Origin of the sequence: Paenibacillus glucanolyticus NBRC 15330 (assembly GCF_004000885.1) — a bacterium.
Lineage (GTDB): Bacteria > Bacillota > Bacilli > Paenibacillales > Paenibacillaceae > Paenibacillus_AQ > Paenibacillus_AQ glucanolyticus.
In genome coordinates this window covers 122474-139511 of the sequence record NZ_BIMC01000013.1, presented here as the reverse complement: position 1 = coordinate 139511, position 17038 = coordinate 122474, and the positions used below count along the sequence as shown (strand labels likewise).

Genomic DNA, 17038 nt, shown 5'->3' with positions numbered 1-17038 from the left:
TGTCTTGTTATTGATAATTGCGATTCTTCTTATTCTTATGCTGACAATGCGCCAAAGACCTATAGTGATACTTCAGAACAATAGATATTTCATTCAATATAAGGGGGATTCATGGTTTGTTAATTCAGAAATCAAATACATAAACAACTTTTTATTATTCCATGATCATGGATCGAATCGTACAATTGCGCTTAATTTAGAGAATCTTGAGGAGCTTATTATAAGGAAAGTTTCGATTGAAAAGGAGGCAGGAAAAAATTAATAAAATCGTTGTTGCATTATTGATGGTTATAGTAATCCTTCTGTATAACATTCAAATGAATATAACAGGAGTTTCAATATTCCGTTTAGCATTGAATTGTTTGGAGGAGATAAGAACTGCATTTATTTGGTTTTCCTCAATAGTAGAAGAGCGGGAAATGAGTTGGTTTTTGTCATTCATTCAGTGGTCAGTGATAGTACTACCACCAATTGTAGGGTTATGGTATCTGGTAAACAAATTTTTAGAAATTCGTACTGCTCTTATGGGGTCTAAGAAGAAAATCTCAAAGAAAAAGATGGAAAAGTGGCTTAGCTACCGATGATCTTATAGTTAATATAAATACTCCCTTATTAAAAATAAAGATAGGATTTTCGATATCATAGGGTAAATCCAGGGAATGGAGTGTAACAATGACTCAATTAAACAGAACTAGAAAAAACCTGCAGATACGATCTGACGGAAGAACTCCTATATATCTTGAATTGAAAAGCATTCCTGACTTACTAAAAAAAACAGGATTAACAGTGGATCAGCTCGTAAATCTCATCAATCTGGAGGGTGGACGAGACCCGGGTAAGCCCATTTTGTTCAAGGAGAATTGTCGTAATTGCTCACGCTTGTTTTTTTCTGTCTCACAGGACCACTATATGCGCATAAAAAATGGATACCCAGTGCATTGTCCTCTCTGCAGGGAAGATGATAAAAGACAGGCAAAATTAAACTCATATCATAGAAATAAGGGGCGACCATAAAAGTTCTCACCTCAAAATCATCTGTGAGCAGAATACATATACAATACTCCCAGTTATATTAGTTGTACGCATAGTAGAAAGCAAAAGGGGGTCTAATTAATGTTAAAGTTTAGTTCAAGGATTAAAGCGAAAGGATAAATATGTATTTAAAATTGTCTGATATACATACCATCTAATACAATAGTAACGACTAGAATCAGAAAAGTGAGGGGAAATATGAACACATACAAGTACCCAATAAGTTTAACGGGAGTTGTTTTTTACTGGGAGCAAGATCAGTACTATGAATTGTTTGAAAATCGAACCCGACAGGTAATGAGTCGAGAAGTCTTTGAATTCCGTTCAGAACAATATAACGCTGCCGGTTCCCGCTTCATAATAATCGATGATAAACAAATTTCCTTGTTGCTTCAGGTTTGGGACCAGCAACCTCTAAGAATAGACACAGATAGACTGCATTTTTATTATGATTTTGGAATCATCACTAAGAATATCTTTGACCATTATATGACGCTTAAAACCCAACCATAGTTGGGTTTTTCAATTGTGGGTCCATCGATAATAATTTGAATCTCGCCATTAGTAAAAGGGGGAAGATATGATGAAAAGGTTAGACGATTTAGCTGGACGTAGTAATAATCCTACAAGCGTTTCATTTAAGCATGTTTTGACAGACTTCCAACTTTACACAGAAAATTATCATACGGGTTCCCAGCTTTCATTACCCTCTTCTCTTACTCAACAAGAAATGCTGTCTTTGATTTCATCAGAATATGAAAGATTAACAGGTATTTTAGTAACTAAGGATTATACTGTTCACTTAATCGATATCCAGCACATTATTGATTTTGAACTTTTGGATGACTTTCAACAAAGGATTATAGTAGAGCGAACGGGTATCAATCCACTTAAACTAGCAAAACAGATAATGGCTACCGGCCGTCCAACTAAACAGATAGCCCTGTTGGTTGGAACAAACCGAGCGATGTTCGATCAAGTTAATGATGAAATGCTTCGGTTCTTAATGAAATCAGATTGCGTCTTCATCAGTAAAACATCTATTATGTGTCGTTAACGGAGTTGAACATGAACTTTATATCCATTTTTATATAACTCACTTGTACCTATGTCTAAATCATGTTTCTTGTTGGCTATTCAATAGGGAAATTCCCCCAGTTATCTACAACTGCAATCAAGTCAGCATGCAGTTCTTTAAAGGGTTCCAAATGTTCGACTAAGAGAGTGCTTTTATACTCATTCCACTTTTGTTCAATATTTATTTTTGCTTCCTCAATCCTTTCAGCTTCAAAGTCAATTAATGAATATCCAAATTCACTTATGAACGATTCTGTCTCATGTTTAAACCTAAACATATAGAAACCTTGTTTATAACTGTCTTGTACAGGCAAATTAATACCAGTTCGCCTTACTCTTTCTTCTACTTGCATGTCTAATGGCATCATCACTTCCATAAATTGAATCTCCCCTAGCCACTTACTTTCCTCTTCGAGTATTTGATCCACAGCAACCTTAATTTCTTTTTTATATGCCTTCGCTTTAATACCAAGTAGCTTACTGTAATCAGGCTTATAATCAGTACTGATAATCTTTATAACAAGCAGGTGGTGTGTCATTGCAAGAGCAAGGCCTGTTACCCCTTTTCTACCTAGAGACGCTAATAGAGTTACGGCCTTTTGAGCTTCGGCCTCAATATCATCAAGCTTTGTTTTATCTTTAGTAGTACCATAGTTTATAATCTGCTCCATTACATTTCTTACGTAAGCTAGATAATTCCTTAAATCATTCTCTTCAATCTTTTGAGCGATCAAGTTAGGTAATTCATATAGGGCTTCGAGAAATTTCTCTTCCCAACTTTCTTTATTTGGCATTATCTCAGCAATCAAACGAGTAACTATTTCGCCTGCAATATAGTCACCAGCTCCTGGAATCAAGTATTCACTAGTAAAAAATGCAATCAACTCTTTCCAAGTCATATCCTTAAATTCTTTATCCATTTTTTCTAAATCCCCTAACCTTCTTTTATTCTTTAAATCCCCTAACCTTCTTTTATTCTTTAAATCTCCTAATCGATCGCAATACTAATTAATCATTTCATGCTGCCATCAATAAGGATTTTATAAGTTAGATATTTATTTGATCCGTTCCCCTTGAGTCGTTTCCGTTCCCACTTGAATCGCACTTTTGATTTTTTCATCACTCATATGGCAGGACACCCAAAAAGAAAGAGGCAGCAGTCATTTTATATGCTGCCTTTTTTACTAAAGACAAGTAGGTAGTTTCCTAAAATTAACGCCCGCTGCTAAGAGGTGGAAAGTTAACAATGTTGTGCCAGATATTTAGTTGGATCTTGTATTTCAGCTTCAAGAAATGAATGTTTCCTCTCTTTACACGGGTTACACTCACCACAGTGGATATAGCTATTTCTTTCGCAACTACGAGTTAACTCAAATGGAACATTTAATTGTTTTGCTAATTCAAAGACCTCTTTCTTCTTTTTAGTGATGAAAGGGGCAGATACCTCAACATGCTTGTTATTGAATTCTTCTAAAACTTCAGAATATTTGTTTAAGGTTGAGGTTATGTTTTTTATTTCTGGAAAATCCTCTTTGTGAACACCTAATAAAAGTGTGTCTATATTTCGTTCTGTTGCATAAAGTCCTGCAATTGAAAGTAATGCAACCGGACAATTGCCATTAATGGATAGTGATATATTATCTCGTCTGTTTAATCCTAAAAAGGTTCTTCTCAGGGAGGAGATATCAATTATCTCAAGATGAAGGTTTAATTCTTCAGAAATTTTCCTCGCAGCAACTATTTCATAATCCGATGCATTCTGACCATAGTCAAAATAAACAGGAACAAGTTCAAACTCCGTTTTTAAATGGTACAAAAGCGTAGAGGAATCAGGTCCTCCTGATACCATCACAATTGCCTTTTTCTTCATGATACATCACTCCATTTTTTTCTTAATATGAGTAAATTTTTGAATTATTATTCATGCAAATTAAACGGATGTAATGAGAAAAATACATTATTTGAGGCATACGCATCACGTTCCATTTGAGTTTAATATGGCCCCCCAAATTATTGATGTGTGCTTTGGTCATTGAACAGTACATGCTGAGACTTTAAGAACTTATTTATCTATGAGATGTTCTTTTTGAGTTCATTTCACATTGGGGGTAAAGGAAGGTCGGAAACCGATTTTCCCTGCCGTCTATTTCAAGGTGTGTAGGGAGAAAATGAGTCAACAAACTGAATAGGTCGGTTTTGCTATATATAATATCTAGCGCGAGAGTAGAATGCATTGGAGGAACCAAGCTTCATCTATATAAAATTTAGGATTAAGACCTCATTGTCAGTAGGGGTGAAGATCGTAGATATTAAGTATATGGATATGTACTAGCGTTGTTAATATAAGAAATAAAGGATATAGTTCATAATATATAATTTATATAAACCGGCTATATATGTTATTCCATTATCGAACATATGAATTTATTGTTGTGGAGGAGAAAATGACCAAATATAAAAATAGAAGCCAGGAAATTGGTGAGCTCGGAGAAACCATTTATAGGCTCTATTCACAGCGTACACTTAAGTTAACTCCAAATAAGCTTGAGTCCGACTACGGTATAGATTTTTCTTGCCAGATAGGAGGTAATCCGATAGGAAGTGTCCGGCCAATGCTTCCTGAATTTCTCTTGGTTAACGTGAAAAGTTCTGAACTTCAGAAACCGTATGCCAGGTTAGAAAAATCCGATATGGAATTCACACTGAAATCAGCTCAGCCACTTGTATTTATTTTGGTTGATGTCAATAAAGAAGATGTTTATCATCGTTTTTTTGACAAAGAGTTACTTGTCGAGTTTCATCAACGTTTAATTACCAATAAAAAAACCTTTCGGCTAGACCCATCAAAAATGAGCAAAGATCCAGATCATTTTATCGAACAATTATCAATTGTTAAAAAAAGATCGTATCAAAACAAATTGGGCTTGCTGAAAGCACGGTTAGGGCTTCAAAAACTAATTGGAGAAGTAAAACTAGAAATCCATCAAACGGAAGATGGTAGTGTTGCCATTGTGGAAGCAAACGAAGCAGAAGATCTCTTTGACAAAACCCATAAATTATTTCCAATTGTGCGAGAATCCTTTCTTGCACAAGATATCAATAAACTGTCCTTACCCCTGGGAGCATTCAAAAATGTTTCGGAGCAGCTGAACGATATAGCTGACCTTACTTCTCTTATAGCTCCTTTACACTATGATATGCGCCGGTTGCAATTAAAACGCAACGGCAAAAAAATCGCCACCTGTATTTTCGAAATCAGGGGATTCGGAGATGAGAAATCATACTATCATCCGAGTGGTATGAGCTTGACGTTATCGCGAAAAAGGAAGGGACAAGACAATCAATATTATCATTTTACTGAGGTGATTTTTACTGCGAAGGATACTGATAATTTGTTTGAATATCCTGAACTCATCAATCTACTAAGAGTAATTCAAGAGGGAGATACTATTGATGGGATACCTGTTGAAACCTGGCCAGAACTTCTTCGCATAGCGGGCATTGTCAGATATCTTCCTGAAATATATGACTCACTTTCATTGGAACCTCATGTTCAATTGAATGAACTTAATAATATGTACACAGTATTGACTTACATGTTCATCAAGAGCCTGTTGCTAGACCAAAAAGACTCTTTCATTGGGTTTATTCTTGGATCTGAAGACACTTCCGATTTGAAATTGATGCAATCCAAAATAAAATGTCCCTTTCTTATTAGTTTGCCTGAAGGTCAATACATCGCGACAATACAATTCGACAGTGAATTGTTTTATGATGAAAAAAATCCTGATCGCATACTAGGTATTAAATCGACGAGAAATCCAGTGATTAAATCTTGTTTACCAGTAGAAAACACTAGTTTAGTGGAACCAGCTCTTCTGGTAACAGAAGATATCGCATTAGCTTATTTTATGAACAAGCAACCCGGGACCATACAAAATCCTTTTAGTTTCGGAATTGAATTTAACAATGAAGAAGACTTGTCGAAGTAGATGAACATATAAACACTGAAGCCGCACTTTATGCGGCTTTTTTCACTGGTATTGATCTGCTTTTGTAGATTGATTAGAAAGGCTATGAAAGAGCAAGATACATCTTAAACTGATTGATGAGAAATTAGCGTTTCTGACGGAGTCTTTTCATTTACGGTGCCATTTATCCATTTTATTTGATATAATAGTTACAAATCACATAACCCTAATAAGAGAAGCACTCTTTCCCATCATTACGGGAGAGCTGTGCTTTTTTTTGTTGTTTTTCTATTTAAATAAGGAGGTCAATCATGTGAAGGTCGTGCTCGCAGAAAAAAAGATACAGGCAGAAGAATTAGCGAAACCTTTCCCACATAAAAGTGCTCAAGGATATATTGAATTAAAACCATGTTCAGTCTTTCCTAAGGGCGGCGTAATCGTGTGGGCATCCGGCCACTTAATTGGCTTAGCCGAACCTGAGGAATATGACTCAAAATATGAAAAATGGAATCTCCATGATCTTCCTATTATTCCGAATCAATTCAAACATAGAGTTGACCGTTCAAAAGCCGGATTATTTAGCATTATCAAAAGATTTGTAACAGATCCGAAAGTATCGGAAGTGATTATTGCTACTGACCCCGGTAGAGAAGGGGAACTTATTGCTGGATTGATTCTGCGGCAAGCAGGCAATAAGAAGCCTGTTAAACGCCTTTGGACATCATCATTAGCGAAGACAGCAGTTGAACATGCATTTCACAACTTGCTTCCTGAATCCTCGAAGAAAAATCTCTATTATGAGGCTTACAGTAGATCCTGTGCTGATTGGCTAGTGGGGATGAACACCTCCCGCTTATATACGATTTTACTCAAAAGTAAAGGATCCGTATCTGAAGGTAGCTTTTCTACAGGACGTGTACAAACACCGCTTCTTTCACTTATTGTGGAGAGAGAAATAGCCATAGAGAGCTTTGTATCAAAACCCTTTTGGCAAGTCATTGCGGATTTTGAGGTGAATGGAAAACGATATCAAGGCCAGTGGTATAAAGATGCTATGGTGAATCTACCAGTTCAAAAGCTTTCCCTAGATCTTGTCCAGGCATGTCAAGGGAAAGTGGTGGATATTCGTGATATCAAAAAAGAACAAAAGCAGTATAATCCTCCGCTACTGCATAACCTGTCTTCGTTACAAACTCTGGTTAACAAAAGATACCGGTACTCTCCCCAGGATGTCCTCAAAATTGTTCAAGGGCTCTATGAGAGAGGGATTGTAAGTTATCCTAGATCAGATTCTCAATATGTAACGGAAGATGAAGCAATAACATTTCCATCTATTCTTGAAAAACTGAGAGCACTACATCCTTATGGATCCATTTTACCTGCACCCCTCCAGAGCTTAATCGGGAATAAAAGGTATGTGAATCCGGAGAAAGTATCGGACCATTATGCCATTATTCCAACTGAGAATGTTCCAAACTTATCGGATCTCGATGATCGTGAGCGAAATGTATATGATTTGATTGCTCGATCCTTAATTGCAGCTCACTATAACAAAGCAATCTTCGATCACACAACGATCATTACGTATGTAGATGCTAAATTTTCATTTATTTCAAAAGGGAAAGTGACCGTTCAAGAAGGATGGCGGCGCGTGCTATACCCACACGGGGAGAATGAAGAGAATGAACTTGAACCTGTTGAGCAGGCACTTCCTGTATTATCGATCGGTGAACAAGGTGTTGCCGCTTCTGTAACTTCTAAGGAAGGAAAAACTAAACCACCCAAACGGTATACAGAGGGCGACTTAATTGCTCTTATGAAAGGTGCTGGGAAAAGTCTGGAGAATCAGGAACTAGAAAAAATTTTACAAAGTACTGATGGTCTTGGTACCGAGGCGACCCGCTCCGGCATGATTGGTCGATTAAAGGAACAGAAATACATTGAAATCAAAAAAAATATGGTCTATACCACTTCCAAAGGAAGAACATTAATACAAGCTATTGGAGCATCAATACTTGCCAGTGCTGAAATGACTGGCCAATGGGAGATGAAACTTCGGGAAGTTGGAGCGGGTACCAAGAAGCATACGGACTTTATAGAAGAAGCTAAGAAATTGACGCTTCAATTGGTTCAAGAAGGGTATATATCTGTTCAGCACATGGGCATACAAGCTCCCAATGCAACGCCAGCACATCCTACATCCCAGCAGCAACTAGACCGTGCAAAAACAACGATCGGATCGCGGTCTTCCATAGAGAAAAGTTCTCCTATGACGGCTAGGGAATCCGTGCACGCCCAAACTCGGCCAACTACACAAGATAAGAAATCAGCAATACAACAACCAAATACAACTCCGATACCATCAACACAGGCTTTCATTCAACTAGATGACGAGTTGTATCCTAGAGCAATCTGGGAAGTACTACGGGCAAAGCAAGCATCGGTTTCAATCCTGCAGCGTCGAATAATGCGCGGATATACCGAATGTGCTAAGCTCATTGATCGAATGGAACAAGAAGGGATTATCGGACCATACAGAGGATCTGAGCCAAGACAGATTCTTATTGATAGTAGAGAGTTTCAAAAACGATTTCCAAGCAACGCAAGAGCATTAGAGAGTCAAGCACCTTCTGGCGCTGTGAATAACCAGAATCAAACCCAGCATCGAGAAAACAGTTCAAATTTCGAACAAGATCAAAATATATTTCCCCAGCTTAGCCGAAAGCCTGCGATGTATGAACAAGGACAAGCTGAAAAAAGAGTAGATGATGTCGCATCTCAAAAAACAACTCCTTCTGTATCACCTTTGGCTAATCTAAATGAAGATCATAGAGGGGCATATCCTCCTTCAGCTGGCATTCAAGACAACAAGCTGCATATGCAGGAAGAAACGAGAGTTACCAATTATAACACTGGACATGAAAATAGAGTACCATTACAGATGAGTGGCGAGAATAATAATGGCCCTGAACAACGTGAAACACCTGGTTATCAGCGCCCATCATTAAATATGCATGATCTAGGTCACTGTCCAAAATGCCATACAGCTCTTGTTGTTGATAAGGGTAAATTCTATGGATGTAGCGCTTATAAAGACACCCAGTGTAAGTTTACAATCAGTAAGATGATTCTAGGAGTGGAGATTTCTAAGGAAGATATTCAAGCTCTTTTGAACAAGGGTGAAACCATCATAAAGGAAGGGTTCAAGCGGAGAAACTCTGAGGAATATTTCAATGCCGCTCTGGTTTTGAAAGAAGGTGGGGAAATTGAGTTTAAACGACCTGAACCAAAAACGCTCAAGCTGCCAACCTCGTTGCTTAGAGTTCAGTCCAATCAGCAACCAGTTGAAGGAAATAAGGAGGAAATTGAATGGATAGAGAATGTAACAGCAGTAATTAAAATGCCTGCAAAAGTAAAAAATGTTTCATATGGCCCCAAAGTGATTCGTTATGAGCTACTACCAGAAACACTAAAAATCAACATCTCCAACTATAGGCGTTACTTGGATAACTTAAAAGCAGCTCTTCAGGCAGAAAAAATAACACTGTACTCTCCTATTCCAGGCACTAATTTAGTAGGGATTGAAGTACCAAACAAAAATCCGTATGTAGTAAACCTTAGAAGTATGCTTGAAAATCGGGATTTTTTAATTAAACGTAATGCTCTTAGCTTCCCAATCGGCGTCGATATGGTAGGGAAGCCGGTTATAGCCGATTTAGCAGATATGCCACATGTGCTAATTGCTGGGACTACGGGATCAGGCAAGTCTGTTGGGATAAACTCTTTAATAGTAAGTTTGCTTTACGGATTGGATCCGGACGAACTTAAGTTTGTCATGATAGATCCTAAGCGCGTTGAACTTATAGTCTATTCCGGACTCCCTCACTTATTTACACCGATTATTACCGATCCACAACAAGCAGTCAGGGCTTTGAACAAATTAACCGACGAGATGGACAAAAGATATGACCTGTTCCAAAAAGCAGGAGTCAGAAACATTCAAGCTTATAATGAGCAATTATTGAAGCGGGATCCATATGCTAAAAAGATGCCTTATATCGTCCTTATCATAGATGAACTTGCTGATCTCATGATGACAGCTGCAGGAGACGTTGAGCATTTTATCCAGCGCCTATCCCAACTTGCACGCGCATCCGGAATTCATATGGTAGTGGCTACACAACGACCAACCAAACAATTCCTTTCACCTAATATCAAAAGTAACCTTCCGGTAAGAATTGCTTTTGCTGTTGCAGCAGGCAATGACTCACTTGTCATCCTGGATGAGTCTGGTGCGGAGGATTTACTTGGTAAAGGGGATATGTTCTTCAAACCAAATGGCGGCTCTAAGCAACGTCTAGTCTCTGCCTATGTCAGTGACGAAGAAATTGAGAAAGTTGTAAACTATATCAAACAAAAGTATAGATGAAGAAATGATTAAATAACTTCATTTGAATTTGCGTGACCAGTAAGTCTTCAAAGATAATGAAGAAGAACAACCACGATCCCACATAATTACTGAGGTTTGTTCTATTAATTCCACAGTTCAGGTCATATAAAGGAGGCAAGATGATGAAGAAAGCAATTGATCTTTCTCCATATCCACAAATTCAAGATAAGGTGAAAATAGCCGGAATAGAGGATCGCCAGGAATATATCATATGGAACAAATTATCTAAAGAGGAGACAGCCACTGCTATTGCTGAACTAAGCTTACTTTGTAGAGCAAGTATCAGCATGAGTATGCCGGCAAGAAAAAAAGCCAAACAAGCATTGAATTTTTATAAAACAACAGTGGGTTCAAAAATTCATCCTTTTGCTGCTGCACAGGCACGAGAGGAACTCGGCCTCTCATCCTCTCGTATGCAAGAGTTACTTCAGCAACAATTCGTACAGCTTTGTATCGAGTCAGAGTAGGAAGAGTCTCTTAACTTTCATTACTATCAAGATAGTGAAACAGGGAAGGGATTTATTACCTCAAGAAATATAGAAACTTGGTAGATGTGATAGTCAGACAGTGTATCAAATAGCATCACAGTATTTTAAAAGATACAATAAGTGGATTCAGAACATTCTCTTCTTTTTGTTCTTATAATGATTTTTAACCTTATTCTTTTTTGGGCAAAAAGGAGAGAAACTGTAAAGTCTTGATTAATATTTTCTATTAAACCATAACTTAGGGTTCTTCTTAAAAACATACGATTCGTTTATAATAATTCTAATAGGGCCAAAGTCCTGTTGGAATTTTTTTTTAGAGGGGAAACGTTGTGGACAAATTCACGAATGATCTTCAAGACTTCGACCCAATTAAAGTAGGTGTAAATCTACGTTTCGAGAGAAACAAAGCAGGATTTAGTATCTCAAAGTTAGCCCAAGACGTAAAAATATCTGCAGGAAAAATAAGCTACTTAGAAAATGGACAACGTTCAAAAATGCAGATAGATGATATACAGTCAATAGCAGATGCCCTGAATATTCCTATTTCCAATATTCTTAATGACGATGCTTTAATAAAGCCACCAATTGAAAAATATTATGGAGATATTGATTTAATACTTCAATTTATTGCAGCTGGTTTATTAAATGAAGCTCCTAAGCTCATTGATGTTTTAAAACAGAAACTAAATTCTACCGAATCTAAATGGCTTCAACCAGCACTTCTATTTATCGAAGCTGAACTTCATATTTCTAGTGGGGAAAGCGACAAAGCAATGCAGACCTTTTCGTTTATTTCTAACATGAATGGCCATCATACTTTATTGAACCACTATAAAGTGAGAGCACTCAATGCCCTTGCATGTAATTCGTTTAAAAAGCACCATATAACAGATGCTTTACTTTATACAAAACGAGCACTCATGTTTAGCGACAAGAACTTATCTGCAGAGCAGCGATCTAATACATATTACAACATGTCGTTACTATATGGGCTTGTTGGCTATACTGACATAGCTATAATGCATGGAAAAAATGCTGAAATTCTTTCTCACGATAATACAGTTTATTTGACAGAAATTCGGTTTTCTCTTGGTATTTTGTATATGATACAAGAGGACACTGAGGAAGCAATTTCTTATATTTCAGAAGCATTAGGGTTTTATCAAAAGATAAAAGATATTACTTCTATTGGTAACATGTATAAATGCTTTTATACATTGTACCGAATTGACCCCCATAAATATGCTTTAGTAAGGACGTTTTTCGAATTAGATTACTTGTCCGTCTTAAACAGTGATTCTGTAGTGCAAATTGATTACTTACATACTTGGATTGAGCTTATGCTTGAACAAAATCAATTCGATCATATAGGGAGATATATTGATTTTTGTATAGAAACCGTAGATAAAATGCCTGCTAGAATAAATTATAAGACTTATTGGCTTGCATCTATCTTTTACAAAATGACCAAACAACCTATTGAGATGGAACATGCTCTTTCAACTGCATTAAATTACTTGGATCAATCAATGGTTAAAGAAAAGGCCATGATCTTATTCGAACTCGCAAAACTAAGAGAGCCTGAATCAAATTCTTTATATTTTGAAGTCTCTTCATTATTTCAGACTTTTATTAATGATTCAGAACGTAATCGTACGTTAGACCAATTACTAAATCTGATCCCGAGTCTCCGTTACTAGCTATATTATTACTAAATGTACAATTCGTGATCAAAAACTGACCATATGAGTTTTGTTTTCGACCTTAATGCTATAAATAATTTACCTCATTCAGAACAAAGGGCACCTCCAAAGACCTGGTGGTATTATCCCCTCATGGTAGACAGTGAAAAAAGAGGACATGTTACAATGAACTCAAATACTGGATACCGGAGGGGATTTTTGTTATGTCAGCGAAGAAAGGCCAAACCTTTAATCGATATAGCGAAGAAACGAAGAAAGAAGCCGTTCGTCTGCGAGTGGAAGAAGGTTGGGCGTACAGTCAAATCATGAAGAAGTTTGGGATTAAGAGCGAGAGCCAGATTATCACATGGGTTCGTAAAAACCAAAATGGAGAGAGTTTCGAGGATTACCGTGGACGTTGGACGAAGAAGCATTTTAGTAGTGCAGAAGAAGAAAATGCTTATCTGAAAGCACAGGTAGAATATCTAAAAAAGCTCAATCCAAATTTGCACGGAGAGGAAAGTTGGATTTCGAAGCCCGGTGCCAGTCCGTTCGAGAAATAAGCAAGTGGGCACCTGTGGTTTGGCTGTGTAAAATTGCTGAAATTTCACGTGCAGGTTACTACAAATGGAAGAAAAATGCTGCCCTCAGAGAGAAACGAGCAGACCGGGATGCGGATCTGAAAGCACATATTTTAAGCATTCATCGGCTTCGTCCTTATTTCGGCTACAAACGTATGCGAACCGCGTTAGGCAAAGAAGGCCTTGTAGTGAATCACAAAAAGGTACGCCGCTTAATGAGAGAACTTCAGATTCGTTCCGTGATTCGCAAGAAACGTCCATTTGCTGGCCGGAAACCGTCCGTTCTGTTCCGTAATGTCCTAAATCGGGAATTCTCAGCGACAACTCCTGTGCAGAAGCTCGTGACGGATATTACGTATGTCCGGATTGGGCATGATTTTGCTTATCTCTCCGTGGTGATGGATCTGTACAACAATGAAATTGTAGCGTGGGAACTCTCTGAGCGAAATGACTTAAAACTCGTTACAGACACAGTGAAGAAACTGAAATGTGGACCTTCCTTGCTCCACTCGGACCAGGGGTTTCAGTATACAACACAAACCTATGCCAAGTTACTTGAAGAGAAGAAGCTTACAGGAAGCCATTCCCGGCGTGGAAACTGCTATGACAATGCTTGCATTGAGTCGTTCTTCTCCCACTTAAAGACAGAGAAACTGTATTTGGAGAGACCTCAAAATCTGGAGCAAGCCAGGAGCCAAATTACGGAGTATATTTCGTTTTACAACATGGAACGTTTCCAAAACAAACTGGGCGACCTCTCCCCGATTGAGTTTCGGGAAAAAGTCGCCGCTTAATAAAATCTCTTTTTTTAATGTCTACTTGACGGGGCTATGACCACTGGAGGGACCCTTTTTTTATTCTTTAGAGACCGTTCAGACATAAAACAGGACCTTTCAGTCATACGCTGTTTTTTCATGAATAAACCAATGATAGAATAGTCTCGTAGTCGCACATATTAATGGTTGGAGGGGTCTAAAGATGGATGTATCACTTTATGAAAAAGGACTTTTGAACCAAACTGTCACTTGGTTAAACCATCTGAATTTATCGGTTGGTTATTCATACAAAATTCAAATCAGATTTCATAATGGAACATTTACTAGTAGCTCTATTCAATATGAACGAATGGAATGGGGAGGAGCTATATCAGATAAAGTTATTATCGCTCCCGTTCTTAGACAATTGGAGCGCAAGCTGCAACGGGTTGAAAATACCCTGATAGAAATTGAGATAGACCTAACAACCAATATAATGGGCAAAATTAAGGATGGGGGAATAACTGTCCGTTCCGGATAAAATAGAGTGTTCTTTTACTAAGATTATTTATACCGGTCATAAGAGTCCTGAAAATCTTTGTAATACCTCCGTGTTAGAGGAGCAGTGAGGCCAGTATTTTCAAATTGAACAATAAAATTCTTTGAAATAAACTTATCTGGCTGAATACCTACAACATGAGCCAAATTAATAAGATACGCTCTATGTGAATAAACTATTAACTCAGAGCACAAATCTTTGATCTCGCTTAGCTGGGAAGTAGTCTCCTCGATTGTTCCATTGATTAAGTATACGTTTGTCCTATTGCGGAAAAGATTGCTTTTCTCAACCAATAAGATTTGATCTTCTTTTAATCGAAGTTCTCGATAATTTTGTTTCATTAGGATCCAGCGTGAAGGGTTATCGCTTGTGCTGTTCATAAGAAGGTGTTTAGCTTCTATTGTTCTCTTGGCTTTATTTACGGCTTTAGCAAAGCGATCAAATGTATATGGTTTTACGATATAATCTACGCTATCAAATTCGAAGCCCGCTACCAGGTGTTTACTATCAATAGATCCTGAAATAATAATTAAATTAGGGTTAAGACCCATTTCTAATATTCGCCTGTAGGCATCAAGTCCATTGAGCTTCATAAGCGAAATATCGAGAAACAACAAATCCGGTTGATGAAGCAATGTCTCTTCAACAAGACGTGTACCTGATGATACAGTACAAACCACTTCTAGTCCTAATTCACTTGCATATTCATGGACCACGGTTCGTTGAGATAAATCATCCTCTGCAATTATAGTTTTAATCTTCATACCATGACCTCGCTTATGTACTGCTTGCTGCAACAACGAAACTGTCTTTTAATTATAAACTAAACAAAAAGGATAGACCAACATGGGGCCAATATTAAAAACTATACCAGATTATGCACAACTATGTTTTGACTTCGAATATGTAGTCAATTCTAAACCATCTGAGGTTAATTCTGATGTTGAGATTGCACCTCTCACACCAATGGATCATATCGATTCTATCTATAGTATTTTCTTACGAGAAAATTATGAAGTACGTTCCATAAGAATTAATTCACCTAATAAGAACAATGGGGAAACATTTGAGGTTCTCACAGACCAGGGGCATTTCAACATAAGCTATAGAGACGGCTTCTACTGGTATTATACGCCCATTGCTTGACGACTAACGCACAATATTCAATAATAGATTTAGCCAGCAATTTATATGTGTTAAATGGGGAAGCACCTCAAGGTAGCCTTAACAGGCTCACTTTGAGGTGCTTTTCTTGTTGTATAAATTTCGTTATATGGAGGTGTATATAAATAAGCATGGAAAATCGTCAAATCCATTCAAAAGGATATCTGGTAAGTTCTCTCTTGAACAAAACTTGGATAAGGGTAGCCGCATTTACATTTTTCCTAATCACCATTGCAACTATCCTCTTTTTTGTATTTATATTTCGTAGTGATTATACCAGTATAAAACTTCAAGTGGATGGAAAAGTATTGGATATCAGAACAGAGAGTAAAAGCGTAGAAGAAATGCTACAGGAAGAACTGATTCCGCTCTCTAAAAATGACTTCATTTCGGTACCTCTTCAGTCTGAATTGCAAAACGATATGACCATTCAAATCAGATATGCCAAACCTTTCACAGTGACATATAAAGGTGCGAATTATTCCTTTTCTTCAACTGGACAGACAGTGGAAGCTGCTCTTCAAGATGTTGGAATTATACTTGAGCCAAGCGATAAGACTTCGCCAATTCGTACTGCGACATTGATGAAGGATGATGATATTCACATTATAAAAATAAATCAAAATATCGGATCATCCACTGAAACATTACCTATAGAAACAATAACCGTATATGATGAAACACTTCCAGTAGGTGAACAAAGAATAGCCCAGGAAGGAGTTCCGCAGCAAATTCATAAGATGACAAATCAAACTTACCAGAACGGTGTTCTTGTTAATGAACAAGACGCCGGCAAAGTTGAAGTAAAAGGGGTTCCACAAATAGTAGTAATTGGAACACAAAAACCAAAGCCAGTTCAACAACCTATAGATAAACCTGTTTCACAAACCGTAAAAGAAATGGCTAGCAGCTCATCACTCTCATCACCTTATAACGGTCCCTACGAAAAAATATTACACAATGTTGAACTGTCAGCCTATTCAGCTCATCTAAAATCAACAGGAAAAACTGAGGATCATCCTCAATACGGCATTACTTATTCCGGAGCCAGAGTAGTAGAAGGTCGAACGATCGCAGTCGATCCTGAAGTGATCCCTATTGGTTGGTGGGTATATATTGAGGGCTTGGGATACCGAAGAGCTGAAGATACAGGGGGTGCCATAAAAGGAAATAAAATTGATATCTATTTTGAAAGTGAAGAATACTGCATGCAGTTCGGTCGAAAGTACGGCTTCACAGTGACTGTAATTGGACCTAATAAACCAACTGATAGCTGAAG

12 protein-coding genes are annotated in these 17038 nt (G+C 37.6%); 9 read left to right on the top strand and 3 right to left on the bottom strand.

The features are described from left to right. Window positions 1–236: 236 nt before the first annotated feature. Both PGL02S_RS18815 and PGL02S_RS18805 read left to right on the top strand, forming a co-directional pair. Window positions 237–584 (top strand): hypothetical protein, encoded by a 348-nt coding sequence (locus tag PGL02S_RS18815; RefSeq protein WP_076153638.1) that lies wholly within the window; start codon window positions 237–239, stop codon window positions 582–584. A 1031-nt stretch (window positions 585–1615) separates the two neighbouring features. Then, window positions 1616–2089 (top strand): hypothetical protein, encoded by a 474-nt coding sequence (locus tag PGL02S_RS18805; protein ID WP_063477619.1) that lies wholly within the window; start codon window positions 1616–1618, stop codon window positions 2087–2089. Window positions 2090–2165: 76 nt separating this feature from the next. Here PGL02S_RS18805 and PGL02S_RS18800 read toward each other — a convergent pair whose 3' ends face one another. Together PGL02S_RS18800 and PGL02S_RS18795 are read right to left on the bottom strand one after the other, a co-directional pair. Next, complete coding sequence (locus PGL02S_RS18800; protein ID WP_063477620.1) at window positions 2166–3029, bottom strand: hypothetical protein; 864 nt, start codon at window positions 3027–3029, stop codon at window positions 2166–2168. A gap of 320 nt (window positions 3030–3349) precedes the next feature. Further along, a complete protein-coding gene (locus tag PGL02S_RS18795) occupies window positions 3350–3979 on the bottom strand; it encodes a 7-cyano-7-deazaguanine synthase (protein WP_063477621.1) in 630 nt (209 codons plus the stop codon). Between the two features lie 574 nt (window positions 3980–4553). Between PGL02S_RS18795 and PGL02S_RS18790 the strand changes: the two genes are divergently transcribed. The 6 genes from PGL02S_RS18790 (at window position 4554) to PGL02S_RS18765 (ending at window position 14577) form a co-directional block, all read left to right on the top strand. After that, window positions 4554–6101 carry a hypothetical protein gene (locus tag PGL02S_RS18790; RefSeq protein WP_063477622.1) on the top strand — a complete coding sequence of 516 codons (1548 nt, stop codon included), beginning with the start codon at window positions 4554–4556 and terminating at the stop codon, window positions 6099–6101. 292 nt (window positions 6102–6393) lie between these two features. Further along, a complete protein-coding gene (locus PGL02S_RS18785; RefSeq protein ID WP_063477623.1) occupies window positions 6394–10509 on the top strand; it encodes a DNA topoisomerase 3 in 4116 nt (1371 codons plus the stop codon). A 143-nt stretch (window positions 10510–10652) separates the two neighbouring features. Beyond that, on the top strand, window positions 10653–10997 hold the full coding sequence (locus tag PGL02S_RS18780) for a hypothetical protein (protein ID WP_063477624.1): 345 nt from the start codon (window positions 10653–10655) through the stop codon (window positions 10995–10997). Window positions 10998–11347: 350 nt separating this feature from the next. After that, window positions 11348–12718, top strand: a complete 1371-nt coding sequence (locus PGL02S_RS18775) for a helix-turn-helix transcriptional regulator (protein ID WP_063477625.1) — start codon at window positions 11348–11350, stop codon at window positions 12716–12718. Window positions 12719–12924: 206 nt separating this feature from the next. Continuing rightward, a protein-coding gene (locus PGL02S_RS18770; RefSeq protein ID WP_127502898.1) for an IS3 family transposase occupies window positions 12925–14075 on the top strand; the annotation gives its coding sequence in 2 pieces (ribosomal slippage) (window positions 12925–13186 and window positions 13186–14075; 1152 coding nt in all). A gap of 184 nt (window positions 14076–14259) precedes the next feature. Continuing rightward, window positions 14260–14577, top strand: a complete 318-nt coding sequence (locus PGL02S_RS18765; RefSeq protein ID WP_063477626.1) for a hypothetical protein — start codon at window positions 14260–14262, stop codon at window positions 14575–14577. A 23-nt stretch (window positions 14578–14600) separates the two neighbouring features. On the opposite strand, the gene PGL02S_RS18760 is transcribed toward PGL02S_RS18765, so the two are convergent. Continuing rightward, window positions 14601–15359, bottom strand: coding sequence for a LytR/AlgR family response regulator transcription factor (locus tag PGL02S_RS18760; RefSeq protein WP_063477627.1), 759 nt, complete (start codon window positions 15357–15359; stop codon window positions 14601–14603). A 531-nt stretch (window positions 15360–15890) separates the two neighbouring features. Between PGL02S_RS18760 and PGL02S_RS18755 the strand changes: the two genes are divergently transcribed. Next, complete coding sequence (locus PGL02S_RS18755; RefSeq protein ID WP_063477629.1) at window positions 15891–17036, top strand: 3D domain-containing protein; 1146 nt, start codon at window positions 15891–15893, stop codon at window positions 17034–17036. The last annotated feature ends 2 nt before the right edge of the window (window positions 17037–17038 follow it).